This window comes from Pseudomonas rhizozeae (assembly GCF_031583775.1).
Taxonomy (GTDB): domain Bacteria; phylum Pseudomonadota; class Gammaproteobacteria; order Pseudomonadales; family Pseudomonadaceae; genus Aquipseudomonas.
The window spans coordinates 124,054-145,051 of sequence record NZ_JAVLSB010000061.1 but is presented as its reverse complement, the minus strand read 5'-3'; the positions used below and the strand labels follow the sequence as shown (position 1 = coordinate 145,051).

At 60.1% G+C, this 20,998-nt stretch carries 18 protein-coding genes, 2 tRNA genes and 2 pseudogenes; 10 read left to right on the top strand and 12 right to left on the bottom strand.

All coding sequences use genetic code 11. The annotated features are described in order from the left end of the window. Positions 1-164: 164 nt before the first annotated feature. The gene (locus RG836_RS22275; RefSeq protein ID WP_310849609.1) at positions 165-1,478 is read left to right on the top strand and encodes an MFS transporter; all 1,314 of its coding nucleotides are present in this window, start codon (positions 165-167) and stop codon (positions 1,476-1,478) included. A 21-nt stretch (positions 1,479-1,499) separates the two neighbouring features. Here the strand turns inward: RG836_RS22275 and RG836_RS22270 are convergent. Further along, positions 1,500-1,979 (bottom strand): annotated as a pseudogene (locus RG836_RS22270) (RidA family protein). Positions 1,980-2,173: 194 nt separating this feature from the next. Between RG836_RS22270 and RG836_RS27370 the strand changes: the two are divergent. From RG836_RS27370 to ddlA, 6 genes and pseudogenes are all read left to right on the top strand, one after another. Then, a pseudogene (locus tag RG836_RS27370) lies at positions 2,174-2,950 on the top strand (PAS domain-containing protein); the annotation flags it as partial. Further along, positions 2,945-3,490, top strand: coding sequence for a methyl-accepting chemotaxis protein (locus RG836_RS27365; protein WP_409078103.1), 546 nt, complete (start codon positions 2,945-2,947; stop codon positions 3,488-3,490). The pseudogene RG836_RS27370 and the gene RG836_RS27365, both read left to right, overlap by 6 nt. A 100-nt stretch (positions 3,491-3,590) precedes the next feature. After that, positions 3,591-4,190: a flavin reductase family protein gene (locus RG836_RS22260; protein WP_310849606.1), complete on the top strand. Its 600-nt coding sequence runs from the start codon at positions 3,591-3,593 to the stop codon at positions 4,188-4,190. A gap of 116 nt (positions 4,191-4,306) precedes the next feature. Beyond that, positions 4,307-4,867, top strand: a complete 561-nt coding sequence (locus RG836_RS22255) for a DUF2975 domain-containing protein (protein WP_310849605.1) — start codon at positions 4,307-4,309, stop codon at positions 4,865-4,867. A gap of 7 nt (positions 4,868-4,874) precedes the next feature. Continuing rightward, positions 4,875-5,087, top strand: a complete 213-nt coding sequence (locus RG836_RS22250) for a helix-turn-helix domain-containing protein (protein ID WP_310849604.1) — start codon at positions 4,875-4,877, stop codon at positions 5,085-5,087. A gap of 139 nt (positions 5,088-5,226) precedes the next feature. Continuing rightward, positions 5,227-6,321: a D-alanine--D-alanine ligase gene (ddlA, locus tag RG836_RS22245; protein ID WP_310849603.1), complete on the top strand. Its 1,095-nt coding sequence runs from the start codon at positions 5,227-5,229 to the stop codon at positions 6,319-6,321. A gap of 41 nt (positions 6,322-6,362) precedes the next feature. On the opposite strand, the gene ggt is transcribed toward ddlA, so the two are convergent. Both ggt and RG836_RS22235 read right to left on the bottom strand, forming a co-directional pair. Further along, positions 6,363-8,168, bottom strand: a complete 1,806-nt coding sequence (gene ggt / locus RG836_RS22240; protein ID WP_310849649.1) for a gamma-glutamyltransferase — start codon at positions 8,166-8,168, stop codon at positions 6,363-6,365. Between the two features lie 244 nt (positions 8,169-8,412). Beyond that, positions 8,413-9,261 (bottom strand): LysR family transcriptional regulator, encoded by an 849-nt coding sequence (locus RG836_RS22235; RefSeq protein WP_310849601.1) that lies wholly within the window; start codon positions 9,259-9,261, stop codon positions 8,413-8,415. Between the two features lie 196 nt (positions 9,262-9,457). On the opposite strand from RG836_RS22235, the gene RG836_RS22230 reads away from it, so the two are divergent. Beyond that, positions 9,458-10,918, top strand: coding sequence for an MFS transporter (locus RG836_RS22230; protein ID WP_310849599.1), 1,461 nt, complete (start codon positions 9,458-9,460; stop codon positions 10,916-10,918). Then, the gene (locus tag RG836_RS22225; protein WP_310849598.1) at positions 10,908-11,666 is read left to right on the top strand and encodes an SDR family NAD(P)-dependent oxidoreductase; all 759 of its coding nucleotides are present in this window, start codon (positions 10,908-10,910) and stop codon (positions 11,664-11,666) included. The genes RG836_RS22230 and RG836_RS22225 overlap by 11 nt, the downstream gene beginning before the upstream one ends. Before the next feature lie 173 nt (positions 11,667-11,839). Here the strand turns inward: RG836_RS22225 and RG836_RS22220 are convergent. Both RG836_RS22220 and RG836_RS22215 read right to left on the bottom strand, forming a co-directional pair. Then, positions 11,840-11,916, bottom strand: a tRNA-Met gene (locus tag RG836_RS22220). A gap of 115 nt (positions 11,917-12,031) precedes the next feature. After that, the gene (locus RG836_RS22215; protein WP_310849596.1) at positions 12,032-14,089 is read right to left on the bottom strand and encodes a methyl-accepting chemotaxis protein; all 2,058 of its coding nucleotides are present in this window, start codon (positions 14,087-14,089) and stop codon (positions 12,032-12,034) included. Positions 14,090-14,421: 332 nt separating this feature from the next. Here RG836_RS22215 and RG836_RS22210 point away from each other — a divergent pair, with 332 nt between their 5' ends. Then, a complete protein-coding gene (locus tag RG836_RS22210) occupies positions 14,422-15,639 on the top strand; it encodes an MFS transporter (RefSeq protein WP_310849594.1) in 1,218 nt (405 codons plus the stop codon). Positions 15,640-15,802: 163 nt separating this feature from the next. Here RG836_RS22210 and ychF read toward each other — a convergent pair whose 3' ends face one another. From ychF to lolB, 7 genes are all read right to left on the bottom strand, one after another. Further along, positions 15,803-16,903 (bottom strand): redox-regulated ATPase YchF, encoded by a 1,101-nt coding sequence (gene ychF, locus RG836_RS22205; RefSeq protein WP_310849592.1) that lies wholly within the window; start codon positions 16,901-16,903, stop codon positions 15,803-15,805. Between the two features lie 22 nt (positions 16,904-16,925). Further along, entirely contained in the window at positions 16,926-17,510 is a 585-nt protein-coding gene (gene pth / locus RG836_RS22200; protein WP_310849647.1) for an aminoacyl-tRNA hydrolase, read from the bottom strand. 166 nt (positions 17,511-17,676) lie between these two features. Next, positions 17,677-18,282, bottom strand: a complete 606-nt coding sequence (locus RG836_RS22195; protein WP_310849589.1) for a 50S ribosomal protein L25/general stress protein Ctc — start codon at positions 18,280-18,282, stop codon at positions 17,677-17,679. A 141-nt stretch (positions 18,283-18,423) separates the two neighbouring features. Beyond that, positions 18,424-19,365, bottom strand: coding sequence for a ribose-phosphate pyrophosphokinase (locus RG836_RS22190; RefSeq protein ID WP_003171603.1), 942 nt, complete (start codon positions 19,363-19,365; stop codon positions 18,424-18,426). Positions 19,366-19,412: 47 nt separating this feature from the next. Then, positions 19,413-19,487: transfer RNA gene (locus RG836_RS22185), tRNA-Gln, on the bottom strand. A gap of 36 nt (positions 19,488-19,523) precedes the next feature. Further along, complete coding sequence (ispE, locus tag RG836_RS22180) at positions 19,524-20,375, bottom strand: 4-(cytidine 5'-diphospho)-2-C-methyl-D-erythritol kinase (RefSeq protein ID WP_310849644.1); 852 nt, start codon at positions 20,373-20,375, stop codon at positions 19,524-19,526. 2 nt (positions 20,376-20,377) lie between these two features. Further along, a complete protein-coding gene (lolB, locus tag RG836_RS22175) occupies positions 20,378-20,995 on the bottom strand; it encodes a lipoprotein insertase outer membrane protein LolB (protein WP_310849587.1) in 618 nt (205 codons plus the stop codon). Between the last annotated feature and the right edge of the window lie 3 nt (positions 20,996-20,998).

The window sequence follows — 20,998 nt, the reverse complement described above, 5'->3', positions numbered from 1 at the left end:
GGGCCGCGCAGGCCCTGCGGATCAGGTGCCAACAGTAAATCAAACCGGGCTTTTTTGCGGCGCTGATTTACCGCTTTATGACTATGGTCTAACGGGTTGTCCGCCGGGGCATTTGCGTAGACCATGGGCGCCTTGGTTTTTGCCTCTGCCAGAGTTTGCCTGCCATGACTGCCCACACCGCTTCGCGCCCGGCGCCATTCAATCGTTCGGACTACAAGACCCTCGGTCTCGCGGCCTTGGGCGGCGCGCTGGAAATCTACGATTTCATCATTTTCGTGTTTTTCGCCCTGACCTTGAGCCAGTTGTTCTTCCCGCCGGAAATGCCCGAATGGCTGCGGCTTCTCCAAAGCTTCGGGATTTTTGTCACCGGCTACCTGGCACGGCCGCTGGGCGGAATTCTGATGGCGCATTTCGCCGATCGACTGGGGCGCAAAAAGGTCTTCAGCCTGAGCATCCTGATGATGGCGCTGCCGTGTCTGCTGATCGGCATCATGCCGACCTACGCGCAAATCGGCTATTTCGCCCCATTGCTGTTGCTGGCGCTGCGCATTCTGCAAGGCGCGGCGGTGGGCGGCGAAGTGCCCAGCGCCTGGGTGTTCGTCGCCGAGCACGCGCCGCTGGGCCATCGCGGTTACGCCTTGGGCTTTCTGCAGGCCGGGCTGACCTTCGGTTACCTGATCGGCGCATTGACTGCGACCTTCCTTGCCCAAACCTTCACCCCGGAGCAAATCCTCGATTACGCCTGGCGGTATCCGTTCCTGCTCGGCGGCGTGTTCGGCGTGGTGGGCGTGTGGTTGCGCCGCTGGCTCAGCGAAACCCCGGTGTTCATGGCCTTGCAAGCGCAACGGGAGGCGCGGGTCGAATTGCCGCTGCGCACCGTGTTGCGCGAGCATCGCCTGGCGATGTTGCCGGCCGTGCTGCTGACCTGCGTGCTGACCTCGGCGGTGGTGGTGTTCGTGGTGATCACCCCGACCATGATGCAGAAAACCTTCGGCATGAGCGCCAGCCACACCTTCGGCCTGAGCGCCTTGGGCATTGTGTTCCTGAACATCGGTTGCGTGATCGCCGGGCTGATCGTCGACCGCATCGGCGCCTGGCGCACGGTGATGCTCTACAGCCTGCTGCTGCCGCTGGGCGTCGGCGTTCTGTACGCCAGTCTGATCAGCGGCAGCGAATGGATTGGCCTGGCCTACGCCGTTGCCGGTCTGGGCTGCGGCGTGGTCGGCGCGGTGCCGTCGGTAATGGTCGGACTGTTCCCGGCGCGGATCCGCGTCTCGGGGATTTCCTTCACCTACAACATTGCCTACGCCGCTTGGGCCAGCGTCACGCCGCTGCTGTTGATCGGCCTGATGCCCTGGAGCCCTTGGATCTGCGTCATCTTCTGCGCCGTAATGGGCGCCGTCGGCATCGGCAGCGCCGCGTACTTCGGCGCGCGCATGCCCACGGTGGGCAGCCATCGCGTGGCGCCTTGTGTCTGACGGCAGGGGAATCAGCCAGGCTCAGGGCTCGAGCGCCACCAACATATCCACCTCCACCGACGCACCTTTGGGCAATTGATAGACGCCGACCGACGTGCGGGTGTGTGCTCCGGCATCACCCAGCACGGCGTATAACACTTCAGATGCACCGTCCGCCACTTCACTCTGCTGAGTGAAGTCCGCCGCGCTGTTCACAAAAACATTGATGCGCAGCACTTTCTTCACGTGATCCAGGCTGCCCGTTTGCTGGATCAGCACCGCGAGGGCGCGCATCGTGCAGAGTTTTGCCGCGTATTACGCCTGTTCCAGGGTCACTGCCTCGCCGACGCGGCCGGTCACCATCACCGTGTCATTGACCCGCGGGATCTGGCCGCTGATGTACAGGTCATTGCCGTTGCGCACCGCCGATACATAGTTGCCACCGATGCGTATCTCGCCGTTGAAGGTGTGGCCGATCTGTCGAGCGACGGCATGGAAGCGCGATTGCCGTGAGAGTTCCATGGGACGACTCCGCTGAGGTTGGAGCCTTGACTATAAACCCGCGCGAAAATGCTGAAACGATACAGATCCGGCGGATTTTTCCACGCGAGGATTATTTTTGCCGAGCGGTCGAGAGCGGCTCTTCAGAAAAAATCGGCCAAGCCGATCCAGAGCCTGCAGCCGCGCTTCTCTCTTTCGCTCATCGGTACTTTTCCATGTTCAACAAACGCTTGAAGCAGGAGCTGTCGGCTCTTCGCGAGGAACTCTCCAGCCTTCTGCAAGTGAAGGAAAGCCTGGAAAGCGAAATGATCGTGCTCAATCTGGATGCACAAGGGCACGTGCAGTCGGTGAACCAGAATTTCCTCGACGAGATGCACTACAAAAGCGGCGAACTGATCGGCCGAGCGATCGACGAGATCGTGCCGGCGCACGTGAAGGCGGGCGAGTTTCATCAACGTTTCCGCACCGCGTTGACCCGCGGCGAGCACTTTGCCGGCACCGTGCGCTTGCTGCGCGGCAATGGCCAAGAGGCGTGGCTGCGTTCGATCGTGCAACCGGTGCGCGGCGCGGACGGACGGATCAAGCATTTTTCGATTTACTCCAGCGACCTGACCCGCACCATCGAAGCCTCCCGTGAACACGAAAACCTGATCGGTGCGCTGGTGCGCTCGACGGCGGTAATCGAATTCGACCTCACCGGCCATGTGCTGACGGCTAATGAGCGGTTTCTCAACGGCATGGGTTACAGCCTGGCGCAGATCAAAGGCAAGCATCACCGCACGTTTTGCCTGCCGGAGGAGTACAACAGCGCCGAGTACCAACATTTCTGGAAACGCTTGAACGCCGGCGAATTTGTCGCCGAACGCTTCAAACGCGTTGATAGCCACGGTCGGGTAGTCTGGCTGGAAGCGTCGTACAACCCGGTACTCGATGCCAACGAAAAGCTCTACAAAGTGGTGAAGTTCGCTACGGTCATTACCGAACAAGTGCAACAGGAACAGGCGGTCGCCGAAGCCGCGACCATCGCCTATGGCACTTCCCAGCAGACTGACAACAGCGCCCAGCGCGGCACGGCGGTCGTCACCCAAGCGGTGGACGTGATGCGTGATTTATCGCAGCACATGCAAACCGCCGGCGACGGCATCGAAGCGTTGAACGAGCAGTCGCTGGTGATCGGCACCATCGTCAAAACCATCAGCGGTATCGCCGAGCAGACCAATTTGCTGGCGCTCAACGCCGCCATCGAAGCGGCCCGGGCTGGCGAGCAGGGGCGCGGGTTTGCGGTGGTGGCCGATGAAGTGCGGCAACTGGCGTCGCGCACCAGCCAGGCCACCGCCGAGATTGTCGGCGTGGTGCAGCAGAACCAGGACATGGCGCGCAACGCCGTGGCGCTGATCACCGATGGCAAACGCCAGGCTGAACAAGGCCTGGCCCTCGCGGCCGAGGCGGGCACGGTGATTGTCGAAATCCAGGACGGTGCGAAGAAAGTCGTGGACGCGGTGGGGCGCTTCGCTCATCAGTTGTCGAATTGATCACCTTGGCTGTCAGGCAACACTAGTCAGAGAACGGCGTGTCGCGGCGCGATGGGAGGGCGGATAGCGTTACACTCGCTGTTTTTTACAGGAGCCCGCCATGAGCGCTTCCCATCGTCGCCCGGTGCCGTTGGCCAAGGCCTATCGTCTACTCAATCACGGCCCGACCGTGCTGGTCAGCGCTGCGCATGATGGCCAGCGCAACATCATGGCGGCGGCCTGGGCCATGCCGCTGGACTTCGAACCGCCGAAAGTTGCGGTGGTGCTCGACAAAGCCACCTGGACCCGCCAGTTACTCGAAGCCTCCGGTACGTTTGTGCTCAACGTGCCCTGTGTCGCCCAGGCTGATATCACCCAGAGCGTCGGTACTCGTTCCGGTCTTGAACTGCAGCAGCAACGCGGCATCGACAAATTCCAGGCGTATGGCTTGCAGACTTTCAGTGCCGATTCGATCGACGCGCCGATGCTTGAAGGTTGCGTGGCCTGGCTCGAATGCCGCGTCCTGCCGGAACCGCACAACCACCAGCAGTACGATTTGTTTCTCGCCGAGGTAATTGCCGCGCAGGCTGATGAGCGGGTGTTCAGCGAGGGCCACTGGCATTTCGAGGGTCACGATCAGATGCGTACCCTGCACCATGTGGCGGGCGGGAATTTTCTGGCGATTGGCGCCGCAGTGGTTGGCCACGCCTTGGCGGAATGAAGCCAGGTCAGGCAATAATATCGAGCCATTTATGAATGTTTTGTAATAACTAATTATTGTTTTGCGATAATTTATTGGCTATGGTTTCACGACATTCATTGTTCGTGAGATCCCCCATGACAACTCATTCCCTTGCCCGATTCAGTCAGCACATGGCCGCCGTGACGCTGCTGTTGATGGTGACCATGCTTTCGCTCAACGTACTTGTATGGCTGGTGCCCAGCCTGGCCGCCGCAGACGGTTGGGGCTTGGGTTTCGGCCTCACTGAACGTCAGCTCAGTGCGCTGGGCGGCCAAGTGGCCGGGCTCTCGGGCTGGCAAGTTTTCGGCGGGATCGTCCTGTCGAGCGTGCCATTGCTGGCGCTGGCGTCAGGGCTCGGGCACTTGCGTCGGCTGTTTAACAGCTACGCGCTGGGTCAGTATTTTTCCAGCCAGACGGCCCTGCACATGGGTAAAGTCGGGCATGCCGTGGCGATCTGGGTGCTGCTCGATTTTGTCTGCGAGCCCTTGCTCAGCGTCTGGCTGACGATGAACGCGCCCGTGGGCGAGCGCCTGATTACCCTGAGCATCACCGCGCCAACTTTCGTCGCGTTGTTCCTGGCCGCGAGTATTTCGGTGATTGCGCGTATTCTGCGGCAAGCCTGCGAAGTGGATTCAGAAAACCGCACTTTTGTTTGAGATATTTATGCCCATTGTCATCCGGCTCGACGTGATGCTCGCACTCCGTAAAGTCAAATCCAAAGACCTTGCCACGGCGATCGGTATCACCGAGGCCAATCTGTCGCTGTTGAAACAGGGCAAGGTCAAGGGCATCCGGTTGGGAACGCTGGAAGCTATTTGCCAACATCTGGACTGTCAGCCGGGTGATTTGCTGGTCTACGAACCAGATCCTGAGTGACGTCTCGCGCAGAGACACTCAATGGCATGTCCAGAGCGTCTGCGAAACAACAGGAGGCCGGCGGCAGACGATCGGCCAAGTCTTTAATTCACCCCCCGCGACGTGTTATCAAGCAGCACTTTTGCAATGAGGCTGGATGATGAGCAAGCTGCGGGTGGGGATTGTTTTTGGTGGCCGTTCGGCCGAGCACGAAGTGTCGCTGCAGTCGGCGAAGAACATCGTTGACGCACTGGACCGCTCGCGTTTCGAGCCGGTGCTGATTGGCATCGACAAGCAAGGCCACTGGCACTTGAACGATCCGTCGAATTACCTGCTGAATCAGGAAAATCCGGCGCTGATTGCCCTCAACCAGTCCAACCGCGAACTGGCGGTGGTGCCGGGCAAAAGCTCCGGGCAATTGGTCGAAACCTCCAGCCAGGAATTGCTCGGCCATGTCGATGTGATCTTCCCGATTGTGCACGGCACCCTGGGTGAAGACGGATGCCTGCAGGGTTTGCTGCGCATGGCCGACTTGCCATTCGTCGGCTCTGACGTGCTGGGTTCGGCGGTGTGCATGGACAAGGACATCAGCAAACGCCTGCTGCGCGATGCCGGGCTGGCCGTCACGCCCTTCATCACCTTGAACCGTGGCAACGCCCACCGCGTTTCGTTCGAGGATGCCCAAGGCAAGCTTGGTGTGCCGCTGTTCGTCAAACCGGCGAATCAGGGTTCGTCCGTCGGCGTGAGCAAAGTCACTACGGCGGCGGAGTACGCGGCGGCAGTCGAACTGGCCCTGAGCTTCGATGAAAAAGTGCTGGTGGAATCCGCCGTCAGCGGCCGTGAAATCGAATGCGCCATCCTCGGCAACGACCAGCCGATCGCCAGCGGCTGCGGCGAAATTGTTGTCAGCAACGGTTTCTATTCCTACGACAGCAAATACATCGACGCCCAGGCCGCGCAAGTGGTGGTGCCGGCAAACATCAGCACCGAAGCCAGCGAAACCATTCGCCGGGTCGCGATTGAGGCGTTCCAGGTGCTGGGCTGCTCCGGCCTGGCCAGGGTCGACGTGTTCCTCACCGACGACGGTGAAGTGCTGATCAACGAAATCAACTCGCTGCCCGGTTTCACCCGCATCAGCATGTACCCCAAGCTGTGGCAAGCGGCAGGCATGAGTTACGGCGAACTGGTCACGCGCTTGATCGAGCTGGCGCTGGAGCGGCACACGGCGCGCCAGGGTTTGAAGATCAGTCGTTGAATCCAGCCCAACGTCTCTACGGTAGAACGCTGAGCACCGATTTAATCCCCCAACGCCTCCCCCTCCCGCCGCGGATCCGCGCCACCGAGCAATGACGCTTTTCCCTGGGCATCCTTGACCCGCACGATTGCCTGGGTGCCGCTGGTCATGTCGATTTCATTGACCTGATGCCCCTTGGCTCGCAAGGCCTCGATCAAGTCGGGGCTGAATTGCCCGGCTTCCAGTTCGGTAGCGCCGTTGCGGCTGCCGAAGTTGGGTAGGCTGATGGCCGCTTGCGGATCGAGGTTCCAGTCGAGCAGGCCGAGGGTGGTTTTGGCCACGTATTCGATGATCTGCGAGCCACCAGGGGAGCCGACGGTCGCGACGAATTCGCCGCTCTGCCGATCAAAGATCAAGGTGGGCGCCATGGATGAGCGCGGGCGTTTGCCGGGCTCGACGCGGTTGGCGACTTTCTGGCCGTTTTCTTCGGGGGTGAAGGAAAAGTCGGTCAATTGATTATTGAGCAAAAAGCCCTGGACCATCAGGTGCGAGCCGAACGCAGCCTCCACCGTGGTGGTCATCGACACGGCGCCGCCAGCATCGTCGACGGCAACCACTTGCGAAGTGGACAGGCGCAGCGGCGAGCGGTCCGGCGCGTAAGCCACTTGAATGCCGGGCGGCGTGCCGGGCTGGGCTTTGCCCATGCTGCGTTCGCCAATCAACGCGGCGCGGCCGGCCAGATAATCGGCGTTAACCAAGCCGTTGACCGGCACGGGGACGAAGTCCGGGTCGGCGACGTACAAGGCGCGGTCGGCGTAGGCCAGGCGTTCGGCTTCGGCGATCAGGTGCACGGCTTGCGGATCGGGTTCGTGGCCGGCGAGCCGATCAGTCTCGCGCGGCTTCAGCGGCGCCAAGGCGTAACGTGGCTCGCGCCGCTCCAGGGCCTCGAGCGTGCCGAGTACCTGCGCCACGGCGATGCCGCCGGAGGAGGGCGCCGACATGCCGCAGACCTCCCAGCGCTTGTAGTCGGTGCAAAGCGGCTTACGCTCCTTGGCTTGATAGTCGCGCAAATCGCTTAACGACAAACTGCCCGGATTAGCATGGCCCTGCACCTTGGCGACGATTTCCTCGGCGACAGCGCCGGTGTACAACACGTCCGGCCCTTCCTTGGCAATGCGTTTGAACACCGCCGCCAGGGCTGGATTTTTCAACAACGTACCCACGGCTTTTGCCTGGCCATTGGTATCGAGGAAATAGGCGGCCATCTCGGGTGAGCGGGCGATGAAACGGTCACCAGCGATGAGCTGATGCAGGCGTGGCGAGACCGCGAAGCCGTTTTGCGCCAGGGCAATCGCCGGTTCGAACAGTTGCGACCACGGCAGCCGACCGTGTTGCCGATGGGCCAAATGCAAGGCGCGCAATACCCCCGGCGCGCCCACCGAGCGACCGCCGATTTGCGCCTGGGAAAAGCCCATCGGCTGGCCGTCGGCGTTCAGGAACAACCGCTCGGTCGCCCCGGCCGGTGCGGTTTCGCGACCATCGTAAGTGCGCACGTTTTTGCCGTCCCACAGCACGATAAACGCGCCGCCGCCGATGCCGGACGATTGCGGTTCCACCAGGGTCAGCACCGCCTGCATGGCGATGGCCGCGTCGATTGCCGAACCGCCCTGGCGCAACATCTGCCGCCCGGCTTCAGCGGCCAACGGGTTGGCGGCGGCCGCCATGTGCCGCTCGGCGCGCACGGTCTGCAGGGCGCTGCGATAACCCGATGCGGCCTCAGGGGCGGCGGGCAGGGTGGTTGGCGCATCGGGAACATCGGGGGCGTGGCAGGCGACCAGGCTGAGGGCGCTGGCGATCAGCACCAGCATCAGTCGGGAAGCCGCGACGCGACGGTGATGGTTCAAGGTCCCGGAAAAGAACACGCGGCAGACTCCGTCCGTGGGCAAGAAATACCCGGACTGTATCGGCGGGACGAGTGCCGCGCAACGCTGCATATGTTTAAGCGCATGCCCGGAGTCGGCGTTTTGCCCTTCGTCAAACGGCGTATTTTCTGTGGGGGCGTGGGCCAAAGCGCTGGCGGCGCTGCCGACGATTTGAGCGGGGTCGCCGCTATCAGCCGAGCATTTCGCTGGTGAGATCGGCCAGGGCGCGCAGTCGGTCCATGCGGCGCATGTCCTGGTGGTAGCCCATCCAGATATCCCGACTCGGTGGCGGCTCAGACAGCTCAATGCGCTTGAGCGTCGGTAGCTGGTCGCCCAGGGATCGGGGCAGCACGGCTACCCCCAGGCCCAGTGCGCACATCTGCGCCTGAACCGTGCGACTGCTGCTGGTAAACGCTCTCGTTGCCTTGGGCAACATCTGAGTGAGCCAAACCACATCCGGGTAATACGACTGCGCGGTGCTCATCAGAATCACCTTGGCATGCGCGCCGTCTGCTCCAGGGTCGAACGGTTTCGACACGCTCGTGTAAAGCCCGTAGGGCATGGTCATCACGCGCCTCTGAACGATGTCGGGCTCGTCGAACGGAATGATCCGGAACGCGATATCAGCTTCCCGGCGCGTGAGATCCGACAACCGTTGGCCGGCAATCAGTTCCGGCACCACCCGTGGATGGCGTCGCGTCAATTCCATGAGCACCGGCGACAATACGTAACACGCAAACCAGTCGGCGGAGGAGATGCGCAGGATGCCCTCCGGCTGGTCATCGTTGCCGTCAATCCGCCGTTCGATGGCCAGCGCGCTGGCTTCCATCTCCTCGGCAAGACTGAGAATTTTGTCGCCCATATCAGTCGGCACCAGGCCTTCGCTGGTGCGCCGGAAAAATCGCTGCCCACTGGCTTGCTCAAGGGCCTGCAAACGCCTGCCCACGGTCGGATGACTCACGCCCAACTGCTTGGCCGCCGCGCCTAGCGAACCCTTGCGCGCAATGGCCAGGAAAAACCGCAGATCGTTCCAGTCCATTGTCCTGCCCGTACAAATATGAACGGGAAATATGCAGCAATGGCAGTTCCGCCGCAACGGCCTGAACGCGAGTATGGGCCCACATCCCTATGGCGCAATCGCCACAACCTAAAGCGCCTGCCGTCGTCATTGTTAGCGAGACAACCACAACGTTCTTGTCCCGGCAAAGTACGGCGTTTATCTATGAGTCCTGAATATGACTTTGAAACATGACCCGAAAACCGAACCTGATCCCCGCCGATGGCTGGCATTTGCCGTGCTGCTGGTCGGGGCTTTTCTCTCGCCGCTGGATTTCTTTATCGTCAATGTCGCCTTGCCTTCGATAAAAAGTGGCCTGGTGATTAGTTCTGCCGAAGTTGAATTGGTTATTTCAGGCTATGCCGCTGCTTATGCGGTGTTCTTGATTACGGGAGGACGTCTGGGGGACTTGTACGGTCGCCGCAATGTGTTCTTGTCTGGAATGGCCGGCTTCGGTGCCTCTTCAGTGATATGCGGCCTCGCACTCTCACCTTCGATGCTGATTATCGGGCGAGTACTTCAGGGTTTAAGTGCCGCAGCGATGGCGCCGCAATGCCTGGCGTCTATTCATGCGCTGTTTCCCATGCATGAACGTTCGCGTGCGTTGGGTTTATACGGCGCAACCATCGGTCTGGCGGCAATCATTGCTCAAGCGTTGGGCGGCTTATTGATTGCGGCTGATATTTTTCATTTGGCGTGGCGGGTGATTTTTTTGATCAACCTGCCAATTGTCGCGGCGGTGTTTATCGGCGGGATACCGCTGTTGCCCGATGCTCGCAGCCCGAATCCAGCCCCACTTGATGTCATCGGTGTGCTGTTGTGCGCGACTGCGCTTGGCTTTCTGGTAGTGCCCCTGGTTGAGGGGCGGGAGATGAATTGGCCGTGGTGGATGTGCCTGATGTTAGTTGCATCGCCCGTCATCGCTTTCGGCTTCTGGCAATACGAAAAGCAGTTGGCCCGTCGCGGCGGTACACCATTGGTGAGCCCGTCCTTAAGCCAGTCGCCAGAACTGGTGATTGGTCTAACCGGTGTCTTGTTCTTTTATGTGGTGTCCGCGTTCTTTTTAACCTTCTCGGTCTACCTGCAAGAGGCATTGGGGGCGAGTGCATTAATGGCCGGCTTGATGTTCGTGCCCTGCGGCATCGGTTTTTTCATCGGGCCGCTCACCACCCCCTTTGCCATTCAACGCTTTGGCCGGTTCGTGCCGGCGCTGGGGATGCTGTTGGAAGTCTTCGGCTGCTTGCTGCTCAGCGCCGCAGTGGCCGTGGCACCGCCGGCACAAAGCCCGCCACTGGCGCTGGTGATGCTCGCGTTGGGGTTGATCGGATTTGGCCAGGGTTGGGCATTGCCCACCCTCGTTCGGACGCTGATCGATCGCGCGCCTTCCGGCGGTACGGGGATGCTTTCCGGGGTTGTTAACTCAGCGCTGCAAATCAGTTGCGCACTGGGTGTCGCGGTGCTTGGCGGGGTTTTCTTCAGTGTGGCGACGCCTTTGCCGACGCCGACTTCGTTAGGCACCGCCTTCAGCATCACGATGCTCTGCATCGCCGGTTGTTTAACCCTTTCCGCACTTTTGTCGGTGTACGCATCGGCACCTGCTATTAATCACACGCGTCAGGAGTACAGCAATGAACGATAAATTCGCGAATAAAGTTGCAGTTGTCACCGGTGGGTCAACAGGGATCGGCTTTTCGATTGCCGAGGCACTGATCACCCAAGGAGCCAAGCGCGTTTACATCACCGGTCGCTCTGAAACTTCCCTCACTCGTGCAGTCACGGCATTGGGCAGCGCGGCGATTGCCGTCGTCTCGGATGTTGTGAACTTGCGCGATATTCAGCAGCTAAGGGAGTTGATCGAGAACAACGATGATCAATTGGATGTGGTGTTTGCCAATGCCGGCATTTGCGAGAAAAGAGTGTTCGGCGAAACGACCGAGCAAGACTTTGATCGAACCTTCGATATCAACGTCAAAGGCGTGTTCTTTACGGTTCAGACACTCTTGCCACTGATCAAGGATGGCGCTTCGGTCATTTTGACTTCATCTATCTGCAGCAGTAACGGGATGTTGGAGTTGGGCGCGTACAACGCGTCGAAGGCGGCTGTCCGTTCGTTCGCCCGGACTTGGGCCAATGAACTGAGAGGCAGAAAGATCCGGGTGAATGCCCTAAGCCCTGGCTTCACTCGCACACCGTTGATGGAAAACAGTTTGAAACTGAATCAGCAACAAATAGACGAACTGGCGGACTGGGCGGCGCAAACCGTGCCCCTGGGCTACATGGCCCAACCAGAGGAGATTGCCTCTGCGGCGTTGTTCCTGGCTTCGGACGATGCCAAATACGTCAACGGTATCGAGCTGACAGTCGACGGGGGTATTTCCCAGATTTAAATCGGCGTAAGAGCTGGAGATTGACGATGTAGGCCTCTCTGGCTCAAGTCTCCGCTTGAGCCGGTTTCATCAGTCAGGATGCAAAACCCGATAGCCAGACACAAGAAAGCCCGCACTAGGCGGGCTTCTTGTTTTGACTCAAAGACATCGTGGGATATCTCTGAATCGGTACTTGGTGGCTACACAGGGACTTGAACCCCGGACCCCAGCATTATGAATGCTATGCTCTAACCAACTGAGCTATGTAGCCAAGTGGCGCGCATTATTCACCTGGAATGCAGATGCGTCAAGCGCAAATCTAAAATATTTCTCCACACTTTCAACCGGTTATCCGTCTGCCCCGAAAATCCGGGGCGGGCGGGGCATCAACCGAGTTGAAATCTTCCGGTATTCGCACTCAGAGCCTTGCTGCCCTGGCTCAGGGTATCCGCCGCCAGGTTCACCGCCCGGGCGCCTTCGAGCAAACGCACTGCCGCCTGATCGACCTGCTGGATGTTGCCGCTGACTTCGTCGGCGGTCGTCGCTTGCTCGTCAACCGCCGTGGCGATCTGCGCCAGGGTGTCGGTGACGCCTTGCACGGCGCTGGCAATTTCTCCCAGTCGCTCCCCGAGCCCGGTGACCGCTTGCGCGTCGGATTGCGCTTGGCCGCAGGCTGCTTCCATCAGGCTCACCGCTTCATTCACCGTGCTGCGCAAGCTGTCGACGGTGCCGGCGATTTGCGCGGTCGACGACTGAGTACGCTGCGACAGACTGCGCACTTCATCGGCCACCACGGCAAATCCGCGGCCCTGTTCACCGGCGCGGGCCGCTTCGATGGCGGCGTTGAGGGCCAGCAGGTTGGTCTGCTCGGCGACGCCGCGAATAGTGTCGACCACCAACTGAATCTGCTGCCCTTGTTCGCTGACCCGACCTAGCGCCGCGGCGGTGTCATTGAGGCGTTGATTGAGTTGCTGGATGCTCGCGGTGGTGCGCTGGCTGTCGCGGCTGCTGTCGGCGGCGATGCGTTGCGTGTGTTGCGCGCTGCCCGAGGCCTGTTCGCAACTTTGCGCGACGCCTTGCGAGGTGGCCGCCAATTGCGTGGCCGCTGCGGCGATCTGGCTGATCTGCAATTGCTGCGCTTCCACTTCACCCAGGGCACCGCTGGAATGTTCATTGAGGGTGCGCACGGCGTTGCTCAGTTGCAAAGTCTCGTGGTCGACGCCGAGCATGCTGTTGCGCAATTGCACCACCGCCACATTGAGCGCGGTGCTGATCGCCGCCAGTTCGTCGCGACCCTGCACCGGCACTTGCAGGCTCAGGTTGCCGTCACGCAGCGCTTCGGCGAGCAGCGTGATGCCGCTGGCACTGCGGCGGATCGAGGCCTGCAAGCACACGAACAAGTACAGCGCCGCCAGCAGCAGCGCGCCGAAGATACTCGCCACCACGATGAACTGGCGCAGCGCCGAGCCCTGGTAATGGTCCAGGCGCTGGTCAAGGGAGATCAGCGATTGCTGGCGCAAGGACGCCAGGTTGCCGAGGAGGGCGTCGAGGCTGCGTTCGAAGTCTTCCGGCTTGAGGTTGATGCTGCCGCCGAACACGCCGTCGTCCAGCACTTTGAGGCCGGCATCGAGTTGCGTGAGGCTGTCGTGGTATTGCCCGGCCCAGCCTTGCAGTTCGCTGGGCAGGCGTGCTTCCAGCAGGCTGGCGGTTTTCACCAGTTGCTCGCGGGCGTCGCCGATCCGCCCGCGCAGGTCGCGCAGTTGCAAACGGCTTTGCAGGGTGAACTGCCCGGACACCACCGAGGCCTGGCCGACACTGGCGAGGCGCCCGACGCGCTCGATCAGGTCAGGCGCATGCTGGGTGGAAATCTGCGTCAGCAAATAGGTTTCCAGCCATGGCGCCAGGGTCAGGCGATTGTCCATGGCGATCTGTTCGCGCAAGGCCTGCAAGGCACTGAGGGCAGAGGTGAAACGGTCATAACCGTCTGGCCACCAGCCGACGCTGCCCAGGCTTTTCGAGTCGAGGCCGTTGAGCGCGCTTTGCAGGGCCTGATAACGGGCGAGGGTTTGCTCTCCGGCGCCTTCGTTATTCAGGGCATTACCGAGGTCGAGGGTGGCTTGGGTCAGCGCCGGTTGCACGGCATCGAACGCGGCCATGGCGGCGAGGGTGGCCGGGGTCGGTTGGCGATTGGTTTCCGTGGCGCGCCAGCGTGCGGCGCGGTCTCGCTGGGCGGCGAGCAGGTTGTCGAGGGAGTCCAGGGCCAACAGTTGACGCACCCCGGCCCGTTCGCCGGCCATGAGGTTGAGCTTGTCGCGGTAATCCTGGCCGATCATCCACAGGCTACCGCCCAGCGGAAGGATGAACAGCAGAAACAGCAATTGGAATTTACGCGCGAAGCCAAAACGCCCCAGCAGTCCGATCCCCGGTGATAAAAAAGCCTGCATGCCCCATGACTCCCGTGAACGCCTCGCACCATCTGTGTGCGTCGCGATGGTCAAATCGCAAGCGGCGCCCTGTAAAAAGGCCTCGAAAATTCCCCCCGGTCCGCTCTGTAGGCCGACGCTGTAGAGAAACTTCCCATTCTCGACGCCCTTTGTAAGGGCGCCGCGTTGAAGGCGATTAGCAAGGCAAGATTTGGACCATGGCGTTGCGCTATCACCTGTGTGGCGACGATTAACCAACTCGTTAGCAGGCTAAGGGGATGGCGTTCACGCACTGAAAAATGGCACATTGGCGCACCTGCAATCGTGCACTCATTCGCTGTACGGAATTTCCCATGGCTATCAGCAACGCCCAGGCCGGCGCGACGCCCGCGCCCGCTACTTCACAAAGCAGCCCACTGGTCATGCGCATCATCGGCGCCGTGGCGTTGGCGCACTTGATCAACGACCTGATTCAGTCGGTGCTGCCGTCGATATATCCGATGCTCAAGGCCAATTACGGCCTGACCTTCACCCAGGTCGGGCTGATTACCCTGACCTTCCAGTTGACGGCCTCGTTGCTGCAACCCTGGGTCGGTTACCACACCGATCGCTATCCCAAGCCATGGCTGCTGCCGGCGGGCACGGTGTGCACGCTGATCGGCATTTTGATGATGTCGCAGGTCGGCAGCTTCCCGCTGATTCTGCTGGCCTCGGCATTGATCGGCGTGGGCTCGTCGACCTTCCACCCGGAAGCCTCGCGCGTGGCGCGGCTGGCCTCGGGCGGGCGCTTCGGCCTGGCGCAATCGACCTTCCAGGTCGGCGGCAATGCCGGTTCGGCGTTCGGTCCATTGCTGGCGGCGGCGATCATCATTCCCTATGGCCAGGGCAACGTCGCCTGGTTCGGGCTGTTCGCGGTGTTCGCGCTCTACGTGCTGTACCGGATCAGTCGCTGGTACGCCAACCACTTGAACCTGTTCAAGCTCAAGCAAGGCCAGGCGGCGACCCATGGCTTGTCCAAGGGCCGGGTGATCAGCGCGTTGGTGGTGCTAGGGTTGCTGGTGTTTTCCAAGTATTTCTACATGGCCAGTTTCACCAGCTACTTCACCTTTTACCTGATCGAGAAGTTCGACCTGTCGGTTGCCAGTTCGCAATTGCACCTGTTCCTGTTCCTTGGCGCGGTGGCGGCGGGGACCTTCTTCGGCGGGCCGATCGGCGACAAGATCGGGCGTAAGGCGGTGATCTGGTTCTCGATCCTCGGCGTCGCGCCATTCACCTTGATTCTGCCGCATGTCGACCTGTTCTGGACCAGCATTCTCAGCGTGGTGATCGGCTTTATCCTGGCCTCGGCGTTTTCGGCGATCGTGGTTTACGCGCAGGAATTGGTACCGGGCAATGTCGGGATGATTGCCGGGGTGTTCTTCGGGCTGATGTTCGGCTTTGGTGGGATTGGCGCCGCGTTGCTGGGGCATCTGGCGGACATTCACGGCATCGAATACGTGTACTTCCTGTGTTCGTTCCTGCCGCTGCTGGGGGTGTTGGCGATCTTGTTGCCACGGACCAAAAAGGCCTGAGCCTACATCTAGGCCCTAGTGGGGGAGAGCTTTCTCGCGATGAAGAGTCAACAGTCGATTTGATGTCGAGGCTGCTGGCCTCTTCGCGAGCAGGCTCGCTCCCACCGGAACTCAAGCACAAAAAAACCGCGTATCGAACGCGGTTTTTTTTGCGGTGGCAGTCTTATACGTTGAAGCGGAAGTGCATCACGTCGCCGTCCTTGACGATGTATTCCTTGCCTTCCAGACGCCATTTGCCGGCTTCTTTGGTGCCGGCTTCGCCCTTGTACTGGATGAAGTCGTTGTAGGCGATGACCTCGGCGCGGATGAAGCCTTTTTCGAAGTCGGTGTGGATCACGCCCGCAGCTTGCGGCGCAGTGGCACCGACGCGGACGGTCCAGGCGCGGACTTCTTCGACACCGGCGGTGAAGTAGGTCTGCAGGTGCAGCATCTCGTAGCCGGCGCGGATCACGCGGTTCAGGCCCGGTTCTTCAAGACCCAGCGCTTCGAGGAACATGTCTTTCTCTTCGCCGTCATCGAGCTCGGCGATTTCCGCTTCGATCTTGTTGCAGACCGGCACGACAATCGCGCCTTCTTCGTCGGCAATGGCCTTGACCACGTCCAGCAGCGGGTTGTTCTCGAAACCGTCTTCAGCAACGTTGGCGATGTACATGACCGGTTTGGTGGTCAGCAGGTGGAAGCCCTTGATGACGGCTTTCTCGTCGGCGCTCATGTTCTTCATCAGGCTGCGTGCCGGCTTGCCCAAGGTGAAGTGGGCGATCAGTTGCTCGAGCAGGCCTTTCTGAACCACGGCATCCTTGTCACCGCCCTTGGCATTGCGCGCGACTTTCTGCAATTGCTTCTCGCAGCTGTCGAGGTCAGCGAAGATCAGTTCCAGGTCGATGATCTCGATGTCGCGTTTCGGGTCGACGCTGTTGGAGACGTGAATCACGTTCTCGTCTTCGAAGCAGCGGACCACGTGGGCGATGGCGTCTGTCTCACGGATGTTGGCCAGGAACTTGTTGCCCAGGCCTTCGCCTTTCGACGCGCCGGCGACCAGGCCAGCGATGTCGACGAATTCCATGGTGGTCGGCAGGATCCGCTTGGGATTGACGATCGCCGCCAGGGCTTCCAGGCGCGGGTCTGGCATCGCCACGATGCCGCTGTTCGGTTCGATGGTGCAGAAGGGGAAGTTCTCGGCCGCGATCCCGGATTTGGTCAGGGCGTTGAACAGGGTGGACTTGCCGACGTTAGGCAGGCCGACGATGCCGCAATTGAATCCCATGGTGTTTCCCCTCGGAGTAGAGTCAGGCCTTCTGGCTGTGCAGGTTTTTCATCGCACGGTTCCATTCACCGGCGAAGATATCCGGCAGCACGCCGAGGGCAAAGTCGATGCTGGCATCGAGTTTTTCCTGTTCGGCGCGTGGCGCACGACCCAGGACGAAATTTGAAACCATACTGGCAACGCCTGGGTGGCCAATGCCGAGCCGCAAGCGGTAAAAGGTATTCTGATTGCCCAGTTGCGCAATGATGTCGCGCAACCCGTTGTGACCGCCGTGGCCGCCGCCCAGCTTGAGCTTGGCAACGCCCGGAGGCAGATCGAGTTCGTCGTGGGCCACCAGGATTTCTTCGGGCTTGATCCGGAAGAAATTGGCAAGTGCCGCCACGGCCTGGCCGCTACGGTTCATGTAGGTGGTGGGAATCAACAGACGAACATCCTGACCCTGATGCGAGAAGCGCCCGGTCAGGCCGAAATATTTGCGGTCGGCGACAAGGTTCACACCTTGTGCTTGCGCGATGCGCTCAACAAAAAGGGCCCCTGCGTTATGCCGAGTCTGTTCGTATTCGGTGCCTGGATTTCCCAGGCCAACGATCAGTTTGATGGCAGTCACGTCAGGGGCCCTTCCTTGGAGTGTGGATAACATCGCCGCGCTGTGGAGCGGCGAAAGTGGACGAAAAAAGCTCATTTACCATGATGTAAACTCCGCGTTCTCGCCCGCTTTCTCGCTACGTTCCAGTCCGCGATGTTACTCGGTCACTCCGGCGAACAGAGTGAAATTACTCTGCAGCGCCTTCTTCCGATGCTTCTTCTGGAGCAACACGTGGAGCGTGGACGTTGGCAACAGCCTTGTCATCGCCGTGCGCCAGAGCAACAAACTCAACGCCTTTAGGAGCTTTGAGGTCGGACAGGTGAATGATCGAACCGATCTCGGCCTTAGCCAGGTCGACTTCGATGAATTCAGGCAGATCTTTCGGCAGGCAGGTCACTTCGATTTCCGAAACAACGTGCGAAACTTCGCCGCCTTTCTTGATCGGAGCTTCTTCGCCAACAAAGTGTACAGGCACGATAGCGGTCAGTTTCTGGCCGGCTACAACGCGTACGAAGTCAGCGTGCATCACGTGGCCTTTGGCCGGGTGACGCTGCAGAGCCTTGATGATGACGTTTTGCTTCTTGCCGCCAACGTTCAGCTCGATGATGTGACTGTAAGCCGCTTCGTTTTCGAGCAGTTTGGCAACTTCTTTGGCCAGCATGCTGATGGATTCAGGGGCTTTTTCGCCACCGTAAACTACAGCTGGAACCAGGCTTGCGAGACGACGCAGGCGGCGGCTCGCACCTTTCCCCAGGTCGGAACGCACTTCAGCATTCAGAGTAAAATCGTTCATGTTGTATCTCCAAAATAACCACATTCGCCCCAGCGTTTGCGACCAGCGCTAAAGGCGATATGGGCAAAAAAGCCCCGCCCCAACAGGAATGCTGGGGCGGGGCGCTTTTCGTCAACGAGATGTTTGCGAAGGGCAGGGCCCTTAACGGAACATCGCGCTGATCGATTCTTCATTGCTGATGCGGCGGACCGCCTCGGCAACGACCGGAGCGATATCCAGTTGGCGGATACGCGCACAGGCTTGTGCTGCAGCGGACAGCGGGATGGTGTTAGTCACCACCAACTCGTCCAGCACGGAATTTTCAATGTTTTCGATCGCTCGGCCCGACAGCACAGGGTGTGTGCAGTAGGCAAAGACTTTGGCAGCGCCGTGTTCTTTCAGGGCCTTGGCCGCGTGGCACAGAGTGCCGGCGGTATCGACCATGTCGTCGACCAGAATGCAGGTACGCCCTTCGACATCACCGATGATATGCATCACTTCGGAGTGATTGGCTTTTTCGCGGCGCTTGTCGATGATACCGAGATCCACGCCCAGGGATTTGGCCACTGCCCGTGCACGCACGACGCCGCCAATGTCCGGGGACACGATCATCAGGTTTTCGAAGCGTTGATCTTCAATGTCATCCACCAGAACCGGGGAGCCGTAGATGTTATCTACTGGAATATCGAAGAAACCCTGGATTTGGTCAGCATGCAGATCAACCGTGAGCACACGGTCGATACCGACGACGGTCAGCATGTCAGCGACAACTTTGGCGCTGATGGCCACACGTGCGGAACGCGGACGGCGATCCTGACGGGCATAACCAAAGTAAGGAATAACAGCAGTGATACGAGTAGCCGAGGAGCGGCGGAAGGCATCAGCCATCACGACCAGTTCCATCAGGTTATCGTTGGTCGGAGCGCAAGTCGGCTGAATAATGAAGACGTCTTTACCGCGAACGTTTTCATTGATCTCGGCTGTAATTTCGCCGTCGGAGAACTTGCCGACAGAGATGTCACCGAGAGGGATATGCAGCTGACGTACAACACGCCGAGCCAGATCGGGGTTAGCGTTCCCCGTAAAGACCATCATCTTGGACACGCGCAGTACCTGAAGGCTGAGGGTATACCTGGATGAGTATAGGAAAATGGCAGGGGCGGCTGGATTCGAACCAACGCATGGCAGGATCAAAACCTGCTGCCTTACCGCTTGGCGACGCCCCTGTATCTGTTGCAACGAATACCCAGTATTCGGTTCCTTTAGAGCAGATTTTGCAGCTTACGATGCAACATCGAAACGTTGCTTCCTTTTGCTACAAACCCTGTAAGGGTCTCTGTAAGAAGGGCCGAGACTTTATCAGCTTCAGCTTTGCTTGGGAAGCCCCCAAACACACAACTTCCAGTTCCGGTGAGTTTTGCTTCGGTAAATTTACCTAACAAATTCAATGCGTTACGTACCTCTGGGTAACGCCTTGCTACCACCGGTAAGCAGTCATTTCGACTGTTTCCCTTGGGAACGGGGCGCACTTTAATGGGAGGAGAGTTACGTGTCAACAGCGGATCTGAAAAAATTTCTGCTGTACTTACAGATACTTGCGGCACCAGCACGAGATACCACGGTTCTTCGGGCTCCACGGGCGTGAGTTTCTCCCCGACGCCCTCGGCAAAAGCAGCGTGGCCACGCACGAAAACCGGGACGTCAGCCCCGAGCGAGAGCCCTAGCGTGGCCAGGCGATCCTCGTCCCAACCCAGTTGCCAGAGGTGATTGAGACCGAGCAGCGTGGTCGCTGCATTCGAGCTGCCACCGCCAATACCGCCACCCATGGGCAGGATTTTTTCAATCAAGATGTCGATCCCCAGCGCACAACCGGATTGCGCCTGGAGTTGTCGGGCGGCGCGTACGATCAGATTGCTGTCGTGGGGCACGCCGGGAAATTCGGTGTGCAGGCGAATCACTCCATCGTCGCGCACGGCGAAGGTGATCTCATCGCCGTAGTCGAGGAACTGAAAGATCGTCTGCAGCTCGTGATAGCCGTCTTCGCGACGGCCAAGAATGTGCAGCATCAAATTAAGCTTGGCCGGCGAGGGCAGCGTCAGGCGCGCAGCGGTCATGGTCACTGCCCCAGTTTGCGCGGTTGCCATTCCTTGATCACCAGCGTGACGTCAAGGTCGGTGCCGTGCAGCTTGATGCGCTCGGGCAGCCAGTAGCCGTTCTGTTCGATGTAGCTGCTGTACTCGATCTGCCAGCCATCCTGTTCAAGGCTGGCCAGGCGACTGTCGGCTGACAAAGTCAGGCGGCTCTTGCTGTCCGGCGCCGGCAAGCCGCGCACCCACCAGGCCAAATTGGAGACCGGCAGCTTCCAGCCGAGCTGTTCTTCGAGCAGTGCTTCTGGCGTTGGTGCGTCGAAGCGGCCCTGGTTGGCGACCTCCAGCGAGACTTTGCCCGGGCGACCGGTCAAGCGCGCGGCGCCGCGACCCAGCGGGCCCGAGAGGCGGATGTCGTAGTAGTCCTGGCGTTGCAGCCAAAACAAGGTGCCGCTGCCGGAATCCTTCGGTGCACGAATGCCGATCTTGCCGTTGATCTGCCAGCCGTCGAGGCCGGTCAGTTGTTCTTTGTGCGCGCGCCATTGGGTCGGGTCGCCGTGACCCTCGACCGATTCCCGGGCGCCGAAGCCCGCGCAACCGGCGAGCAGGGCAATGAAGCTGAACACGATAAGGTGGCGCAAAAACATAAT